14 protein-coding genes are annotated in these 14,632 nt (G+C 61.2%); 1 reads left to right on the top strand and 13 read right to left on the bottom strand.

Going from position 1 to position 14,632, the window contains the following annotated elements:
* Positions 1-22 precede the first annotated feature (22 nt).
* The 3 genes from KI617_RS12075 to KI617_RS12085 are packed head-to-tail and all read right to left on the bottom strand — an operon-like array spanning position 23 to position 3,383.
* Positions 23-877, bottom strand: a complete 855-nt coding sequence (locus tag KI617_RS12075) for a (R)-mandelonitrile lyase (protein WP_226446589.1) — start codon at positions 875-877, stop codon at positions 23-25.
* 44 nt (positions 878-921) lie between these two features.
* The gene (locus tag KI617_RS12080; RefSeq protein WP_226446591.1) at positions 922-2,388 is read right to left on the bottom strand and encodes an MFS transporter; all 1,467 of its coding nucleotides are present in this window, start codon (positions 2,386-2,388) and stop codon (positions 922-924) included.
* On the bottom strand, positions 2,388-3,383 hold the full coding sequence (locus KI617_RS12085) for an aldo/keto reductase (protein ID WP_226446593.1): 996 nt from the start codon (positions 3,381-3,383) through the stop codon (positions 2,388-2,390). Before KI617_RS12085 ends, KI617_RS12080 begins: the two co-directional genes overlap by 1 nt.
* Positions 3,384-3,527: 144 nt before the next feature.
* Between KI617_RS12085 and KI617_RS12090 the strand changes: the two genes are divergently transcribed.
* Complete coding sequence (locus tag KI617_RS12090; protein ID WP_226446595.1) at positions 3,528-4,421, top strand: LysR family transcriptional regulator; 894 nt, start codon at positions 3,528-3,530, stop codon at positions 4,419-4,421.
* A gap of 295 nt (positions 4,422-4,716) precedes the next feature.
* Here the strand turns inward: KI617_RS12090 and KI617_RS12095 are convergent, their stop codons facing one another.
* From KI617_RS12095 to hpaD (KI617_RS12140), 10 genes are all read right to left on the bottom strand, one after another.
* Positions 4,717-5,910, bottom strand: a complete 1,194-nt coding sequence (locus tag KI617_RS12095) for an acetylornithine transaminase (RefSeq protein ID WP_226446597.1) — start codon at positions 5,908-5,910, stop codon at positions 4,717-4,719.
* A 57-nt stretch (positions 5,911-5,967) separates the two neighbouring features.
* Entirely contained in the window at positions 5,968-6,402 is a 435-nt protein-coding gene (locus KI617_RS12100; protein WP_226446599.1) for a GlcG/HbpS family heme-binding protein, read from the bottom strand.
* Positions 6,392-7,636, bottom strand: coding sequence for an MFS transporter (locus KI617_RS12105; protein ID WP_226446601.1), 1,245 nt, complete (start codon positions 7,634-7,636; stop codon positions 6,392-6,394). The genes KI617_RS12100 and KI617_RS12105 overlap by 11 nt, the downstream gene beginning before the upstream one ends.
* Before the next feature lie 88 nt (positions 7,637-7,724).
* A complete protein-coding gene (locus KI617_RS12110) occupies positions 7,725-8,921 on the bottom strand; it encodes a Bcr/CflA family multidrug efflux MFS transporter (RefSeq protein ID WP_226446603.1) in 1,197 nt (398 codons plus the stop codon).
* A 127-nt stretch (positions 8,922-9,048) separates the two neighbouring features.
* Positions 9,049-10,503 (bottom strand): NAD-dependent succinate-semialdehyde dehydrogenase, encoded by a 1,455-nt coding sequence (locus KI617_RS12115; RefSeq protein ID WP_226446605.1) that lies wholly within the window; start codon positions 10,501-10,503, stop codon positions 9,049-9,051.
* Between the two features lie 20 nt (positions 10,504-10,523).
* Positions 10,524-11,315, bottom strand: a complete 792-nt coding sequence (locus KI617_RS12120; protein ID WP_226446607.1) for an aldolase/citrate lyase family protein — start codon at positions 11,313-11,315, stop codon at positions 10,524-10,526.
* 122 nt (positions 11,316-11,437) lie between these two features.
* Positions 11,438-12,241 (bottom strand): 2-oxo-hept-4-ene-1,7-dioate hydratase, encoded by an 804-nt coding sequence (gene hpaH / locus KI617_RS12125; RefSeq protein WP_226446608.1) that lies wholly within the window; start codon positions 12,239-12,241, stop codon positions 11,438-11,440.
* A gap of 15 nt (positions 12,242-12,256) precedes the next feature.
* The gene (locus KI617_RS12130; RefSeq protein WP_226446610.1) at positions 12,257-12,652 is read right to left on the bottom strand and encodes a 5-carboxymethyl-2-hydroxymuconate Delta-isomerase; all 396 of its coding nucleotides are present in this window, start codon (positions 12,650-12,652) and stop codon (positions 12,257-12,259) included.
* Positions 12,653-12,676: 24 nt separating this feature from the next.
* A complete protein-coding gene (hpaD, locus tag KI617_RS12135) occupies positions 12,677-13,573 on the bottom strand; it encodes a 3,4-dihydroxyphenylacetate 2,3-dioxygenase (RefSeq protein ID WP_226446612.1) in 897 nt (298 codons plus the stop codon).
* Between the two features lie 178 nt (positions 13,574-13,751).
* Positions 13,752-14,600, bottom strand: coding sequence for a 3,4-dihydroxyphenylacetate 2,3-dioxygenase (gene hpaD, locus KI617_RS12140; RefSeq protein ID WP_226446614.1), 849 nt, complete (start codon positions 14,598-14,600; stop codon positions 13,752-13,754).
* Positions 14,601-14,632: the final 32 nt, after the last annotated feature.

The following is a 14,632-nucleotide window of genomic DNA, read 5'->3' on the forward strand; positions in this document are numbered from 1 at the left end:
GAAACTCCTTCAGTTGAATGGTTCACTTGGCTGGCAGCACTTCTTTGGCAGCCGAAACCGCCGAGACAGCACTAGGCCAACCGGAATAAAAGGCCAGATGGGTGATTGCTTCGGCGAGTTCTTCACGCGTCAGGCCATTCTGAATTGCCAGCGCGAGATGCGAGCGCAGTTGGTCAGGACGATTCATTGCAATCAGCGCACTGACTGTTGCCAGGCTTCGGTCCCGTTTTGACAGCCCGGGACGTTCCCATATGTCGGCATACAGCACGTTGTCGGTCAATTCGGCCAGCTTCGGGGCAAAATCGCCCATCAACTGCTGGGCACGGGACGGCTGCGCGGCGGGTGCAGCGCTCTCCTTGGCCGAGGGCGTGTTGCGATATTGGGTATCACTGACCTTCTCCAGCCAGGCCACCGATTTGCCATCGACTTGCTCCTGGATGGCCAGATGGGTCATCGCCGCTGTCGCCGACGCGCCATGCCAATGCTTCTGGCCAGGCGGGATTGTCACCACATCGCCACGCTCAATGCGTTGAATGGGTCCATCCCAGAACTGGATCAGTCCGCTGCCTTCGGTGACAACCAGCGTCTGCCCCAACGGATGGGTATGCCAATCGGTGCGTGCGCCAGGCGTAAAGGTGACATAGGCAGCCGAGGCCCTGGCCGGTGCAGTCGGCGAAAAGAGCGGTGCGACGCGGGCTTTGCCGGTGAAATGCTCGGGTGGCGCGTCGTAAGGCGTTCGCGTCGCGCTCCGCGAAATGCTTGCCGCGACAGCATGCTCATGCTTTTTGACAGAAGCCTCCCTATCGCTGCTACTTGTTTCAGCGAATGCCGACGAGACAAGCGGCATCAATAGCAGGAGGAGAAACGATGTTTTCATGATGGATACCTTTCCTGGTTCATTGGTGCGGAGGATGGATGGCATTAAATGAGGTCTGGCTCAGGTTCGAGACTAGCCGAATCTGAGCAAGGTCTATCGATCTGCTGGCGTTGAGCAGGAAGAATCATGGCCAGCACAGCTACCAAGGACAGGGCAAGCATGACTGCGCTGGCATCCATGACGGAGGCAATGCGATGGGCCAGGATTTCCGGGGCTGTCGCCAGCGAGGAGGATGCAGCTGAAAAAACGACGACCAGCACGCCGAGACCCAGCGAGCCACCCAACTGATGAGCCACGTTGACCAAGCCGGAAGCCGCGCCGGCATCTTCGGCAGCAACGCCGGTCACGGCTGCGATGGTGAGCGGTCCCAGGGCAGCTCCTTGGCCGATCCCAAGCAGAATCATTGGGAGTGCGATGCCCGTCAGATAGGGCGTAGGGGCAGTGGCTTGACCGAGCCAAACCAGGCCGGCCACGCAAAAGGCCAGCCCACCTATCAGAAGACTGGTATTGCCTAACTTGCGAACGAGCTTCGGAACACTCATGGCAACGACCAACTGGGGCAGCGTCGTTGGCAAAAATGCGAGCCCGGCCTCCAGTGGGCTATAGCCCAAGACGCCCTGGAGAAACTGGGTAGCAAAAAACCAGAAACCCACCATACCGCCCAAGAAGAGCATGCGGGCTACATATGCTCCGCAGCGCGACTTACTGGCAAACAGTCTCAGGGGCAGAACGGGTTGTTTGGCATGCCGCTCAATGACGATGAATATGAGCATCAAGGCAATTCCGGCGCTGATAGCCCAAGCCGTCAAGGGATGGGCCCATCCTTCTTCCGCTGCATGAACGATGCCGAAAACCAGCGAACTCATGCCCAAGGTCGAACTTACAGCACCGGCAATGTCGAAATGGCCGACATGCTTCGGCGTCTCCGCAACCAAGCGGTGTGCCGCCAGCATCAACGCGATACCGATGGGCAGGTTGATGAAAAACCCGGCGCGCCAAGACAAGAGATCGGCAAACAAGCCCCCCAGCACCAAGCCTAGTGTCGCCCCGATACCAGCTGCCGCCGCATAGTACGAAAGCGCCCGTGTACGCTCCGGTCCTTCGGGAAAGTACATGGCGAGCAGGGCCAGCGTTGAAGGTGCCAGAATGGCGGCCCCCACCCCTTGAATGGCACGAAACACCAGAAGCCAGCTCGGGGATGGAGCCATCCCGATCACCAAGGAGGCGCAGGTGAAGAGTCCAAGCCCCCAGATGAACATTCGGCGGCGGCCCAGAAGGTCGCCAGCGCGAGCGCCAAGTAGAAGCAGGCCACCGAATGCCAGGGTGTAGGCGTTCTGCACCCAGGACAGGGTTGCGGGCGAGAAGCCGAGCGCATCCTTGATTTTCGGAAGCCCGGTGATGACGATTGAGATGTCGATAACAATCATCAGGTAGCTCGCCATGATGATGGCGAGCACCGCCCCCTGCCGTTGCTTGATCTCTCCTGGTGAAAGATGATCCATGGCAGCCATTACAGCCCGGTCATGTTCAGCGCGTACTCAGGCAAGCGCGCACCTTCCAGATGTAGCTTGGAGGCGGCTGAGTCGATTTTTTGCAAATCATCGGCAGTCAAGTCAACAGCGATGGCGCCCAGATTTTCTTCCAGACGATGCAGCTTCGTCGTACCGGGAATCGGAACGATCCATGGCTTCTGAGCCAGCAGCCAGGCCAGTGCAATCTGGGCTGGCGTCACGCCCTTGGCCTCGGCGACTTCCCGAACCAGACTGACCAGTGCGACATTGGCTTTCAGCGCCTCCGGAGAGAAGCGCGGGACTTGCGAGCGGAAGTCTGAACTGTCGAAACGGGTGTTCTCGTCCATTTTTCCGGTCAGGAAGCCAGCACCGAGCGGGCTGAAAGGGACAAAGCCGATGCCCAGTTCTTCCAGCGTCGGCAGCAATTCGCTTTCCGGACCTCGCCACCACAAGGAGTATTCGCTTTGTACGGCAGTAACCGGCTGAACGGCATGGGCACGGCGCAGCGTCTGGATACCTGGTTCGGAGAGGCCGAAATGCTTGACCTTGCCTTCGGTGATCAACTCCTTCACGGCACCAGCGACGTCCTCGATGGGAACACTGGGATCAACGCGGTGCTGATAGAAAAGATCAATCGCCTCGACCTTGAGGCGCTTCAGCGATGCTTCGGCAACGGCCTTGATGTGCTCTGGGCGGCTGTTAAGGCCTCCGGTACGCTGCGCTGACGCCGGATCGAGATCGAAACCGAATTTCGTGGCGATGACCACCTGCCCCTTGAACGGTCCCAGTGCTTCACCGAGCAACGCTTCGTTGACGAACGGGCCGTAAACTTCGGCTGAGTCGAAGAAGGTGACACCCCAATCGACAGCCTTACGGAGGAGCGCGATCATTTCCGCTTTATCGCCGGCCGGACCGTAGGCTGAACTCATGGACATGCAACCGAGCCCCAGTGCTGATACCTCAAGGCCACTGTTTCCCAGAATGCGCTTTTTCATGACGAATCTCCTATGTCTATTCAGGCGCACACGGCTGTGTCGAATGCTGAACAGTACCGAGTGCTGATGTTCGTCAATGTAAGTTCTGCGGATTGATTTGTTAATACGCTAAAATCAGCATGGGTTTATGCATGGGACTGATAAATGGCTGCCGGCGACTTTAGTGATCTTGTTGCGTTCATTGCAGTAGCGCGGGAAAGGAACTTCACCCGTGCAGCGGCTCAATTAGGAATTTCGCAATCCGCGCTGAGTCACACGATCCGTAGCCTGGAAACGCGGCTTGGCGTTCATCTGCTGGCCCGTACCACGCGGAGCGTGTCGCCGACCGAAGAAGGCGTCCGATTGCTGGAAGCCGTCGCACCACGATTGGAAGAAATCAATAACGAACTGGCTGCGTTAAGCGAGTTGAGAAACAAGCCCAGCGGCCTGATCCGCATCACAACCGCCGAGCACGCCGCCAATACCGTACTTTGGCCTCGCCTACAGGGATTTTTGCGGGACTACCCAGAAATCAGGGTTGAGATAAACGTCAATTACGGCATGACCGATATCGTCGCGCAGCGTTTCCATGCCGGCGTGCGCCTGGGGGACCAGGTCGAGAAGGATATGGTGGCGGTACGGATCAGCCCTGACCTGCGGGTAGCCGTTGTCGGCTCGCCGGACTATTTCACTCGCCATCCACGGCCACAGTCCCCGCAAGATCTTTCCAGCCACAACTGCATCAATCTCCGACTGCCGACCCATGATAGCTACATGGTTTGGGAGTTCGAGAAAAAGGGGAACTCCTTGAAAGCCCACGTCGAGGGGCAGTGGACGTTCAATATGGGGTCCCACATTCTTAGAGCAGCGGTAGCTGGTTGTGGTCTGGCATATCTGCCAGCCGACATGGCGAAAGAGGAAATCGCCAGCGGCAAGCTGATTTCAGTGCTGGAGGACTGGTGCCAGCCGTATCCCGGATATCACCTTTACTATCCGACAAGCCGGCAATCTTCTCCTGCATTCAGGCTGTTGGTGGAATGTCTAAGATACCGTAATTGAACGAATCAATGTCGGTTTAGTCCTCGGCTGAGGTGTAGCCTGATCCCCGTTGCATGAGGCAGTGAATCAGGCCGCAGTCGTTTACGTGCCGCTCAGCCTTGAGAGATTGCGAACGGTAGTTTTTTATGCAGCGAATGCCTAATCCAGACCTAAAGGCGGCATATTGCGACTAACCGAACGCGGTGACTGCCTTCACTCCGAACGCAAAACCAAAACACATCCGAGTGACCTAGTGTGAGTGGTAGTTCGCTCAGTTTCTGCTCTACTGCCCCCTCTGGTCTTTTCAGGATCGCTGTCAGGCCAATTGCGCACCCTGCAGCAGGGTGTCGAGCATGGCAATCATCTGGTCGATCTCGGCTTCGCTGACATTCAGTGCCGGCATGAAGCGCAGCAGATTGGGGCGCGGCGAGTTGAGGAGCAGTCCGGTCGGTCCACCTTCGAGCGCCCGGCGGACGATGTCGGGGCCGCGCTCGTCTGCCAGAACCAGTGCGCGCAACAGGCCGGAACCGCGTTCGCCTTGCAAGCCGTGCTTTACCGAGAGTTCGAGCAGGCGCTTCGACAGATATTGCCCGCGCGCCTCGACGCCAGCGAGGAAGCCTGGCGACAGCAGGCGCTTGAGCACCACCGCCCCAACCGCTGTCATCAGCGGATTGCCGTTGTAGGTGCCGCCCTGATCGCCCGGCTCGAAACAGCAGATTTCCTCGCGAGCCAGCAGCGCTGCCAGCGGCACACCGCCGCCGATGCCCTTGGCCAGCGTCATGATGTCCGGCGTGATGCCGGCGTGTTCGTAGGCAAACAGCTTGCCGGTGCGGCCCATGCCGGTCTGCACTTCATCGACGATGAGCAGGATGCCGCGTGCCGTGGTCAGCTCGCGCAGCGCCTTGAGGAATTCGATATCGGCCGGGATCACCCCGCCCTCGCCCTGCACCGGTTCGAGCATGACGGCTACCGTTTTTGGCCCGATTTTCTCGTTGACCGTAGCAATGTCGTTGTAAATCGCTTTCGGGAAGCCCGGCACCTGCGGCGCGTAGATCGTGTCCCAGCCCGCCTTGCCGGACGCCGACATGGTGGCCAGCGTGCGGCCGTGGAAGGAATGACCGAAGGTGATGATCTCGTAGGCGCCGTCCTTGTGTAGCCGGCCCCACTTGCGCGCCAGCTTGATCGCCCCCTCGTTGGCTTCGGCGCCGGTGTTGGCGAAGAAGACGCGGTCGAAGACGGAATTGGCGGTGAGCAGGCTGGCCAGTTCGATCATCGGCCCGTTGTAGAAAGCCGGGCTCGGGTTGATCAGCTTGCCGGCCTGGGCAGCCAGCGCCGCAGCGATTTCCGGCGGGCAATGGCCCAGCGTATTCACCGCCCATCCCTGGATGAAGTCGAGATAAGCCTTGCCCTGATGGTCGTAAAGCCACGACCCTTCGCCACGCTCGAAAACGAGATCGGGGCGGTTGGTGATGCTCATCAGGGAATCGGTCGAAAATGCTCCGTACTGCATGGCTGGCTCCAGATTTTCAAAAACAGAAAGTCTATATCCGAGAAAGCTACTGGCCGATTAAGCTGGCTGGCTTTGCCGCCAGGCTGCGAGTGCGGCTTCGCCGAAAGCCACATCCTGCGCCTCGCTCCCTCCCGAAATACCGATGGCGCCGACCCGCACCACGCCGTGCTTGATCGGCAGGCCGCCGCCGAAGCTGACGAAACGCTCGCGGTGCATCAGACCGTGGCGCAACATTTCGCTGCCCTGAGCCAGGCTTTTGTCCCATTTTCCGGTCGCAAAACCGAAGCTGACCGCCGTATAGGCCTTGTCTAGGGCGATGTCGATCGAGTGAAAAGGGGCACCTTGCTGGCGCTTGAAAACCAGCGGGTGACCGGCACGATCGACCACGGCAACACAGATTTTGACCCCGGCATTGGCTGCTTCAGCCAGCGCCAGGTCGGCGATCTCTTCGGCGGAAGCAAGATCGATGGATGCAATCATTTCAATGGCCATCCTGAACTCCTTGATGGGCGGCCGCGATTTGCGTTTGCAGGCGCTGCCGGCGGGTAAATAGAAACACGACGAAAAAGAGCAGCACACAGCCTTCGACCAGCAGGGTGTGCCCTGCCCCGAAACCCGCCGCGACAAAGCCGGCGAGCAGGCCGCCGAGCGCGTCGAAACCAAAGCGGGCCGAGGTGAAGAAAGAGACGATGCGCCCGCGCAAGGCTTCCGGGGCGGTGCTTTGCAACACCATGTTGATGCCGACATTGCACACCGAGATACCGAAGCCGAGGCCGACCATGCCGCACAGTGCAAGCGGCAGCCAGGTTGTTGTTGAAAAAACGAGCAGCGATCCGGCGCTGATCGCAACGCCGGCAACGACTGCCGAGATGATAACCGGCGCCGATTTACGGGTAGCGAGAAAGACCGTCGAGGCAAAAGCTCCGCAACCCGCCGCGCCCCACAACCAGCCTAGCGTCGTCGCATCGCCGGCGAAGACGTCGCGGGCGAAGACCGGGAGCAGCACGGCGTAGGCCGAGGCGGTCAGGTTCAGCGCGATGAGCGTGATGATCAGCATTCTTACGGTCCACGTCTGCCAGGCATACAAAACGCCTTCCTTGAAAACCTGGCCAACCGAGCCGGTGGCGCGCAGCGGCGGTTGGCTGCGAACGACGAGAATGGCGGCGATCAGCGCCAGGAAGGAAAAGCCGTTGATGGCGAAACAGACAGCTTCCGAGGTCAGGCCGAGGAGCAGGCCGGCAATCGGCGGGCCGATGAAGCGGCCGGCGTTGAAGAGCATGGCGTTGAGGGCCAGCGCGTTGGGCAGGTCGTCGCGGCTGCCGACGAAGCTGCCAATCAGCGACTGGCGTAGCGGCGCATCGAAGCTGCTAAAGACGCCGAGGACCAGCGCCATGAGCACGATGAAGCCGGGAGTTATCCAGTCCAGCCAGCACAGGCCGGCGAGGACGAAAGCCTGGACGGCCATTAGCGACTGGACACCGACGAGCCATTTCTTCTTGTCGTGCTTGTCGATCCACGCGCCGGCCAGCGGGCCGACAACCAACTGCGGTATCAGGCCACAAAAAGCGGTGATGCCAAGCAACGCAGCTGAGCCGGTGAGCCGGTAGACCAGCCAGGCGAGCGCGACCTGCTGGATCCACGAACCGAGGATGGAAATGGCCTGGCCGGTAAAATACAGACGGAAATTACGGTGTGCTAGGGCGCGCATGCCGGCCGGCAGAGCCATGGCTAACGCTCCGTCAGGCGGTGGCGCCTCGATGGAACGACAGATTCAAAGATGGGTTCGGAAAACATGGTGTTCGGAAATCGGATGTTCAGCGTGAAACCCGCCGGAACAACAGATATCCAGCCAGCGAGATAGCGGCCGTGACCAGGATGACCCAGGCCATCGGCCGGCCGCTACCGTCGTGAGTGTAACTGACTGCCGCGCTCGCCCACATGCCGAAGCCGAACTGGCTCGAGCCAAACAGCGCGGCGGCTGCCCCGGCATTTTGCGGATAGCGGGCCATGAGCAGGCCAACGCAATTGGCACCAAGCAGGCCGGTCATGCTGACGACAATGAACAGACCTGCGATGACCGCCGGCACGGCTTCGCCGACACTCATCGCCATCCACAGCAGCAAGGCCCCGGCCAAGCCAGAAGCGCTGCCGACGCCGGCCATCACTGCGGCACCCCGGCTTTTGGCCAGCCGGCTGTTGACGTAGTTGGCAGCAAAGATGCCGACCGCGTTGGCAGCGAACAGCGCGCCGTAGGCCGCGGGCGAGAAATGCTGGAGTTCGATGAAATAGAACGGGCTGGCCGTGATGTAGGCGAACATCGCGGCGAAGGACATGCCGCCGGCGAGCAGCAGACCGACGGCGACCGGATCGCGCAGCAGGTGAAAATAGGCGGCGAAGGCGGCACCCAGTGGCAACTGGCCGCGCCGTTCGGCCGGCAGCGTTTCGGGCAGATAACGCCAGACGACGACAAAACTCAGGACCCCCCAAAGCAGCACAGCAGCAAAGGTGCCGCGCCAGCCGAAGCCGGCCAGCAGCACGCTGCCGAGCAAGGGGGCAAGCAGCGGCGCGATGGCAGTAACCATCGCCATGAGCGACAGCTTGCGGATCGCCTCGGTCGGCGTGTAAACGTCGCGGACGACGGCCCGGGCCAGCACCGAAGCCGCCCCGCCGCCGAGCGACTGGACGAAACGGGCGGCGATCAACTGCTCGACGCCGGTCGCCAGCATGCAGGCCAGACTGGCCAGGGCGAACAGCGCGATGCCGCTGAGCATCACGGTGCGCCGGCCATAACGGTCGGAGATCGGCCCGTAGAACAGCATGCCGAGGCCAAAGCCGGCGAGGAAAACGGTGATCGACAACTGTACCGCTTCCGGCGTTGCAGCCAGACCGATGGCGATGGCCGGCAAGGCCGGCAGATAGAGGTCGATGGCGAGCGGCCCGAAGGCAACCAACGCACCGAGCAGCAAAATGAAACGGCCCTCGCGGGCCGGTTCAATGGCGGGATTTGTCATCGGCAGGTCTTAGTAGTTTGTCATTCCCGCGTCCCTCAGGGACTTCCTTTGGTCGCACGCGGGAATCCAGAGGTACGAAGGAAGGTCGCTGAACATCTCTGGATTCCCACTTTCGTGGGAATGACGATCAGAGGCCACCCAGCGCCAGGTACTTGGTTTCCATGTACTCGTCGAGGCCATGGCTGGAGCCCTCGCGGCCGATGCCGGACATCTTGACGCCGCCGAACGGGGCAACCTCGGTCGAAATCAGGCCGGTATTGACGCCAACCATGCCGTATTCGAGCTGCTTCGAGACGCGCCAGACGCGGCCGTGGTCCTTCGAGAAGAAGTAGGCGGCGAGGCCGAATTCGGTGTCGTTGGCCATCTGGACAGCTTCGGCTTCGGTCTTGAAGCGGAACAGCGGGGCGACCGGCCCGAAGATTTCCTCCTTGGCCACCGCCATGCCGGTCGTCACATCGGCCAGGATGGTCGGCTCGAACCAGGTGCGGCCCAGCGCATGGCGCTTGCCGCCGGTGACGACGCGGGCACCCTTGTCGGTGGCGTCCTTGACCAGTTCCTCGACCTTGTTGATGGCGGCATCGTCGATCAGCGGGCCTTGCGTGACGCCCTCCTCCGTTCCGTGGCCGACCTTCAGCCCGGCGACGGCGGCAGCCAGCTTGGCGGCGAAGGCTTCATAGACGCCATCCTGGACCAGGAAGCGGTTGGAGCAGACGCAGGTCTGGCCGGCGTTGCGGTACTTGGAGGCGATGGCACCGGCGACGGCGGCATCGAGATCGGCATCGTCGAAGACGATGAAGGGTGCGTTGCCGCCTAGTTCCAGCGACATCTTCTTGACCGTGCCGGCGCACTGCTGCATCAGCAACTGGCCGATTGGCGTCGAGCCGGTGAAGGTCAGTTTTCGGACGATGGGGCTGGCCGTCATCACACCACCGATGGCCGAGGCCTTGCCGGTGACGACGCTGAACACGCCGGCCGGCACGCCGGCACGCTCGGCCAGTTCGGCCAGGGCCAGGGCGGACAGCGGGGTCTGCTCGGCCGGCTTGAGGATGATGGTGCAACCGGCTGCGAGCGCCGGGGCGACCTTGCGGGTGATCATCGCCGACGGGAAGTTCCACGGCGTGATGGCAGCACAAACGCCAACCGGCTCCTTGGTGACGACCAGCTGGCGATCCTTGAACGGCGACGGGATGACCTCGCCATAGGCGCGCTTGGCTTCCTCGGCGAACCATTCGACGTAGGCCGCGGCATAGGCGATCTCGCCCTTAGCTTCGGCCAGCGGCTTGCCCTGCTCGGCGGTCATCAGCGCAGCGAGGTCGTCCTGGTTGGCCATCAGCAGGTCGAACCAGCGGCGCAGGATGCGGGAACGCTCGGCAGCGGTGGTTTCGCGCCAGGTCTTCAGCGCCTTGTCGGCAGCCAACACGGCGCGCTCGGTTTCGGCGGCGCCACAGCGCGGCACGGTGGCGATGGTTTCGCCGGTGGCCGGGTTGGTGACGGGGATGGTTTCGCCGCTGTCGGCGCCGACCCATGTGCCGTCGATGTAGCAGGCCTGACGCAGCAGGTTGGTGTCTTTCAATGCCAGCATGAGCTGTTCTCCTGAATGTTTTAGTAGGCGGCGCCGGTCTTGCCGGCATCCGCTTTTTTGAATTTGTCGGCCAGGGCTACGGCCGAATTGCGCAGCAACAGCGCATCGACACCGACCAGCAGGAAGCTGGCGCCAATCGCCTGATAAGCGGCCGCGGCAACCGGATCGGCCGAGAACACACCCGCCGCCTTGCCGGCAGCTGAAATCTTGCCGATGGCCCCCTCGACAGCCGCCTTGACATCAGCGTGGCCCGGATTGCCGAGGTGCCCCATCGACGCCGCCAGATCGGACGGACCGATGAAAACTGCATCGACGCCATCGACCTTGAGAATATCGTCCAGCCCTGCCAGCCCGGCAGTCGATTCAATCTGGACGATCAGGCACATTTCCTGGTCGGCCTTGGCGAAGTAACCCTCGACGCCGTTCCAGCGTGCCGCCCGGGCCAGCGCCGTTCCGACGCCACGAATCCCGTGCGGCGGATAGCGCATGGCGCGGACCAGGCTTTCAGCCTCGGCGGCAGTTTCGACCATCGGCACCATCAGCGTCTGCACGCCACCGTCGAGCAACTGCTTGATGCCCGCCGTATCGTGATCGACAGTGCGCACCACCGGCTTGACCGGGTATTGGCCGAGCGCCTGCAACTGGCCGATGATTGATTGCAGATCGTTCGGGCCGTGCTCACCGTCGATCAATAACCAGTCGAAACCGGCTGTGGCAACGACTTCCGCGGCGTAGGCGTTGGCCATGCCGAGGAACAGGCCAATCTGGGTTTCGCCGGCGGCAAGGGCACGCTTGAATTGGTTCAGGGGCATTTCCACAACGGACTCACTTTTTCAGTAAAAGCTACAAATTTCGTCACTCCCGCGCAGGCGGGAGTCCAGAAAAACCAACAACCTGGATTCCCCCTTTCGCGGGAATGACGGCATCACCAATCTCAGATGAAACGGGCGCTGATATTACCGAGCGGGCCGTAATCGACATGAATGGTATCGCCCGGCGCCACCTTGACGGGACGGGTGAAGGAACCGGCCAGGATGATCTGCCCCGGCTCCAGCGCCACACCGTGCGGTGCAAATTTTTTGGCCAGCCACGAAATGCCATTGGCCGGGTGGTTCAGCACGCCGGCAGCGACACCGGTTTCCTCGATAATGCCATTCTTGTAGAGCAGCGCGGCGGCCCAGCGCAGGTCGAGTTCCAGCGGCTTGATCGGGCGGCCGCCGAGGATGATGCCGACGTTGGCGGCATTGTCCGAAATGGTATCCATGACCTTACGCGGCCGCTTGCTTTCCGGGTCGATGCGGTGGCAGCGGGCGTCGATGATCTCGACGGCCGGGGTCACGTAGTCGGTGGCCGACAGTACGTCGAAGATGGTGACGTTCTCGCCTTCGAGGCGATCCTTCAGGATGAAGGCCAGCTCGACCTCGACCATCGGGTCGATGAAGCGCTCGCAGGGAATCTCGGCGGCGTCCTTGTAGACCATTTCGTCGAGCAGCGTGCCGAAATCCGGCTCGTTGATCTGCGACGACATCTGCATGGCGCGCGAAGTCAGGCCGATTTTGTGGCCGACGATCTTCTGGCCATCCTCCAGCTTCATCTGCACCCAGGCTTTCTGGATGGCGTAGGCGTCGGGGATGGTGATTTCCGGGTGGTCCAGCGAAATCTGGCGCACCGGATTGCGGGCCTTTTCGGCTTCGTGCAGGCGCTTGGCGGCGGCCTGGATGATCTCTTGGCTGAGCATGTTGTTTCTCCTCTGTCAGTTCTTCTTGTAGCGGGGGTGAATGTTGTTTTTCTTCCAGGTGCCGGCTTCGCTGAACTCGGCAATTTCCATCGACAGGGCCAGGCCGTGACGCTCGAAGCTGGAGGCGAAGTGCTCGCTCAACATCGCGAACAGCTCGTCGCCCGTCTTCTTTTTGGCTTCGTCGGAACGTCCGGCGCCAATCTTCAGCGTGGCATGCACGAAGGCATCAGTCGGCTGGCTGCCGTCGGCCACGCAGTAATCCGTGAGCCAGATGACGCGGGAGCGGATGCCGCCGGTCGGGAACACCCCACCCTGGTCGATCAACACCTGGTTGGCCTTCTTCAACAGCCCTGGAACGTCGCTCTCCGGCGTGTTCAGGTTGTCGGTGATTTCAAAGATCAGATGGGGCATTCCTCGCTCCTTGGATTTATTTGGTCAGGAAACCGGCATTTCGGCGCCAATACCGCGGGCGACCAGCGGAATTCCGGCAACCGGCAAGCTAACGACGACCTGGCCGGTACCCGAGCTTTCGAAGTAGGGGCAGACGATCTCGGCCTTGCCTTCGTACTTGTCCCAGCCGATGGCGCCGAACAGCATGGCGGTGTCGTGCATCTTTCCTTCGCCGGTGCAGTACTGAGCGTACTCGGGCAGCATGCGCAGGAAGGTGTCCCATTCGCCGCCTTCCCACAGTTGCAGGGCGCGCAGATCGACCTGTTTATTGAATTCGCGGCTGATGCTGTTGAAGCCCTGTTCGACCAGGCGATTTTCCCAGATCTGGTGCGACATCGAGCCGGAGGCGACGATGGCGACCTTGCTGTTGCTGCGGGCGACGGCCTTGGCCAGCGCTTCGCCGAGGATGCGCGACTCTTCGAGCGAGCCGAAGGTGCTCCAGCCGGCGATCGAGACAACCTTGATCTTGCCTTCCGGGTTCATGTAGCGCATCGGCAAAATCGTGCCGTATTCCAGGTCGAGCGAGGCTACCTGGTGGGCGCGTGTCTTGACGCCCATGGCGGTGGCTTCTTCGGCGATCAGGTCGCCCAGTTCCGGGTTGCCCGGGAATTCGTAGGGCAGGTCCTGGATGAAGTGCGGGAACTCGTGGCTGGTGTAGTTGCCCTTGTGCACCGCATTGTTGTTGATGTGGTAGCCGGCGTTGACCAGCCAGTGCGTGTCGAACACGATGAAGGTGTCGACGCCGAGCTCGACGGCGCGCCGGCCGAGCTCCCGCTCGGCATCGATGGCGGCCTGGCGGCAGCCGTGGGCCGGGCCCGGTTGTTCGGAAATAAGCATCGACGGCACGTGTGTGCACTTGATGGCCATGACGATTTCACCCATGAATCTGTCTCCTGAAGATTGCTTTTAAGGTTTCTCTGTCAAGGGAATAGGACGGCTTTAGCGAAGACCCAAGGCTGTCGTCATTCTCGCGAAAGCGGGAATCCAGGAAATTCGACGAAATGGATCCCCGCTTTCGCGGGGATGACGAGCGTGCGCTGATGGGCATCCTTAAGCTCTTTTAAATGGGGAATACGACGTTGATCTGGCCGGTGCCGGACGAGCCGAAGTAAGGCGTGACGATTTCGGCCTTGCCCTGGTAGTCCTCGGCACCGAGCACGCCGAGCAGCATCGCCGTGTCGTGCATCATTCCTTCGCCGTGACACTTGACCGCGTACTCCGGCAACATGCCGCAGAAGGTCTTCCAGTCGCCGTTCTTCCACAGTTCGACGACGTGGTGATCGACGGTTTCCAGGAACGGGTCCCAGACCTTGTGCAGGAACTGGTCGGACACGCCGTTCTGGGCGAAGCGGTGCGACAGCGAACCGGAAGCGAGCACGGCGACATTGCCCTCGAACTTCTCCTCGATGGCCTTGCGCACGGCACGCCCCAGTTCGATGGAATCGGCCAGGTTATGCACGGTGCACAGCGCCGATACCGAGACGACCTTGAACTGCTTGTCCTCGTTCATGTAGCGCATCGGCACCAGCGTGCCGTATTCCAGCGCCAGGCTGGTCGCGTCGTGGGCGCGGGTATGCACGCCGGCGGCGGTCGCCGTTTCGGCAATGGCATGGCCGAGCGCCGGGTTGCCCTGGTACGAGAAAGGCATGTTCTTGATGAAGTGCGGCAGCTCGTTGGAGGTGTAGATACCCTCCCACGACGGCGCACAATTCACGTGGTAGCCGGAATTGACCAGCCAGTGCGTGTCGAAGACGACGATGGTGTCGACCTTCAGTTCGCGCATGCGGCGGGCGATTTCCTTGTGACCGTCGATGGCCGCCTGACGGCAGCCTTTATGCGGGCCATCCTGTTCCGACAAATACATCGACGGAACGTGGGTGATCTTGGCGGCAAGTACTAGTTTTCCCATTTGTGGTCTCCTCGGTTTCTTCCTCCTCCCCC

The sequence above is a fragment of the Ferribacterium limneticum genome, from assembly GCF_020510625.1.
Lineage (GTDB): Bacteria > Pseudomonadota > Gammaproteobacteria > Burkholderiales > Rhodocyclaceae > Azonexus > Azonexus limneticus_A.

What these genes read in the sequence shown, in the direction of transcription:
- KI617_RS12130 (WP_226446610.1), bottom strand. Translation starts at nt 12,652, where the DNA reads ATGCCCCATCTGATCTTTGAAATCACCGACAACCTGAACACGCCGGAG.
- hpaD (WP_226446614.1), bottom strand. Translation starts at nt 14,600, where the DNA reads ATGGGAAAACTAGTACTTGCCGCCAAGATCACCCACGTTCCGTCGATG.
- KI617_RS12105 (WP_226446601.1), bottom strand. Translation starts at nt 7,636, where the DNA reads ATGGCTCTGCCGGCCGGCATGCGCGCCCTAGCACACCGTAATTTCCGT.
- hpaD (WP_226446612.1), bottom strand. Translation starts at nt 13,573, where the DNA reads ATGGGTGAAATCGTCATGGCCATCAAGTGCACACACGTGCCGTCGATG.
- KI617_RS12115 (WP_226446605.1), bottom strand. Translation starts at nt 10,503, where the DNA reads ATGCTGGCATTGAAAGACACCAACCTGCTGCGTCAGGCCTGCTACATC.
- hpaH (WP_226446608.1), bottom strand. Translation starts at nt 12,241, where the DNA reads ATGCTCAGCCAAGAGATCATCCAGGCCGCCGCCAAGCGCCTGCACGAA.
- KI617_RS12080 (WP_226446591.1), bottom strand. Translation starts at nt 2,388, where the DNA reads ATGGCTGCCATGGATCATCTTTCACCAGGAGAGATCAAGCAACGGCAG.
- KI617_RS12085 (WP_226446593.1), bottom strand. Translation starts at nt 3,383, where the DNA reads ATGAAAAAGCGCATTCTGGGAAACAGTGGCCTTGAGGTATCAGCACTG.
- KI617_RS12095 (WP_226446597.1), bottom strand. Translation starts at nt 5,910, where the DNA reads ATGCAGTACGGAGCATTTTCGACCGATTCCCTGATGAGCATCACCAAC.
- KI617_RS12100 (WP_226446599.1), bottom strand. Translation starts at nt 6,402, where the DNA reads ATGGCCATTGAAATGATTGCATCCATCGATCTTGCTTCCGCCGAAGAG.
- KI617_RS12120 (WP_226446607.1), bottom strand. Translation starts at nt 11,315, where the DNA reads ATGCCCCTGAACCAATTCAAGCGTGCCCTTGCCGCCGGCGAAACCCAG.
- KI617_RS12110 (WP_226446603.1), bottom strand. Translation starts at nt 8,921, where the DNA reads ATGACAAATCCCGCCATTGAACCGGCCCGCGAGGGCCGTTTCATTTTG.
- KI617_RS12090 (WP_226446595.1), top strand. Translation starts at nt 3,528, where the DNA reads ATGGCTGCCGGCGACTTTAGTGATCTTGTTGCGTTCATTGCAGTAGCG.
- KI617_RS12075 (WP_226446589.1), bottom strand. Translation starts at nt 877, where the DNA reads ATGAAAACATCGTTTCTCCTCCTGCTATTGATGCCGCTTGTCTCGTCG.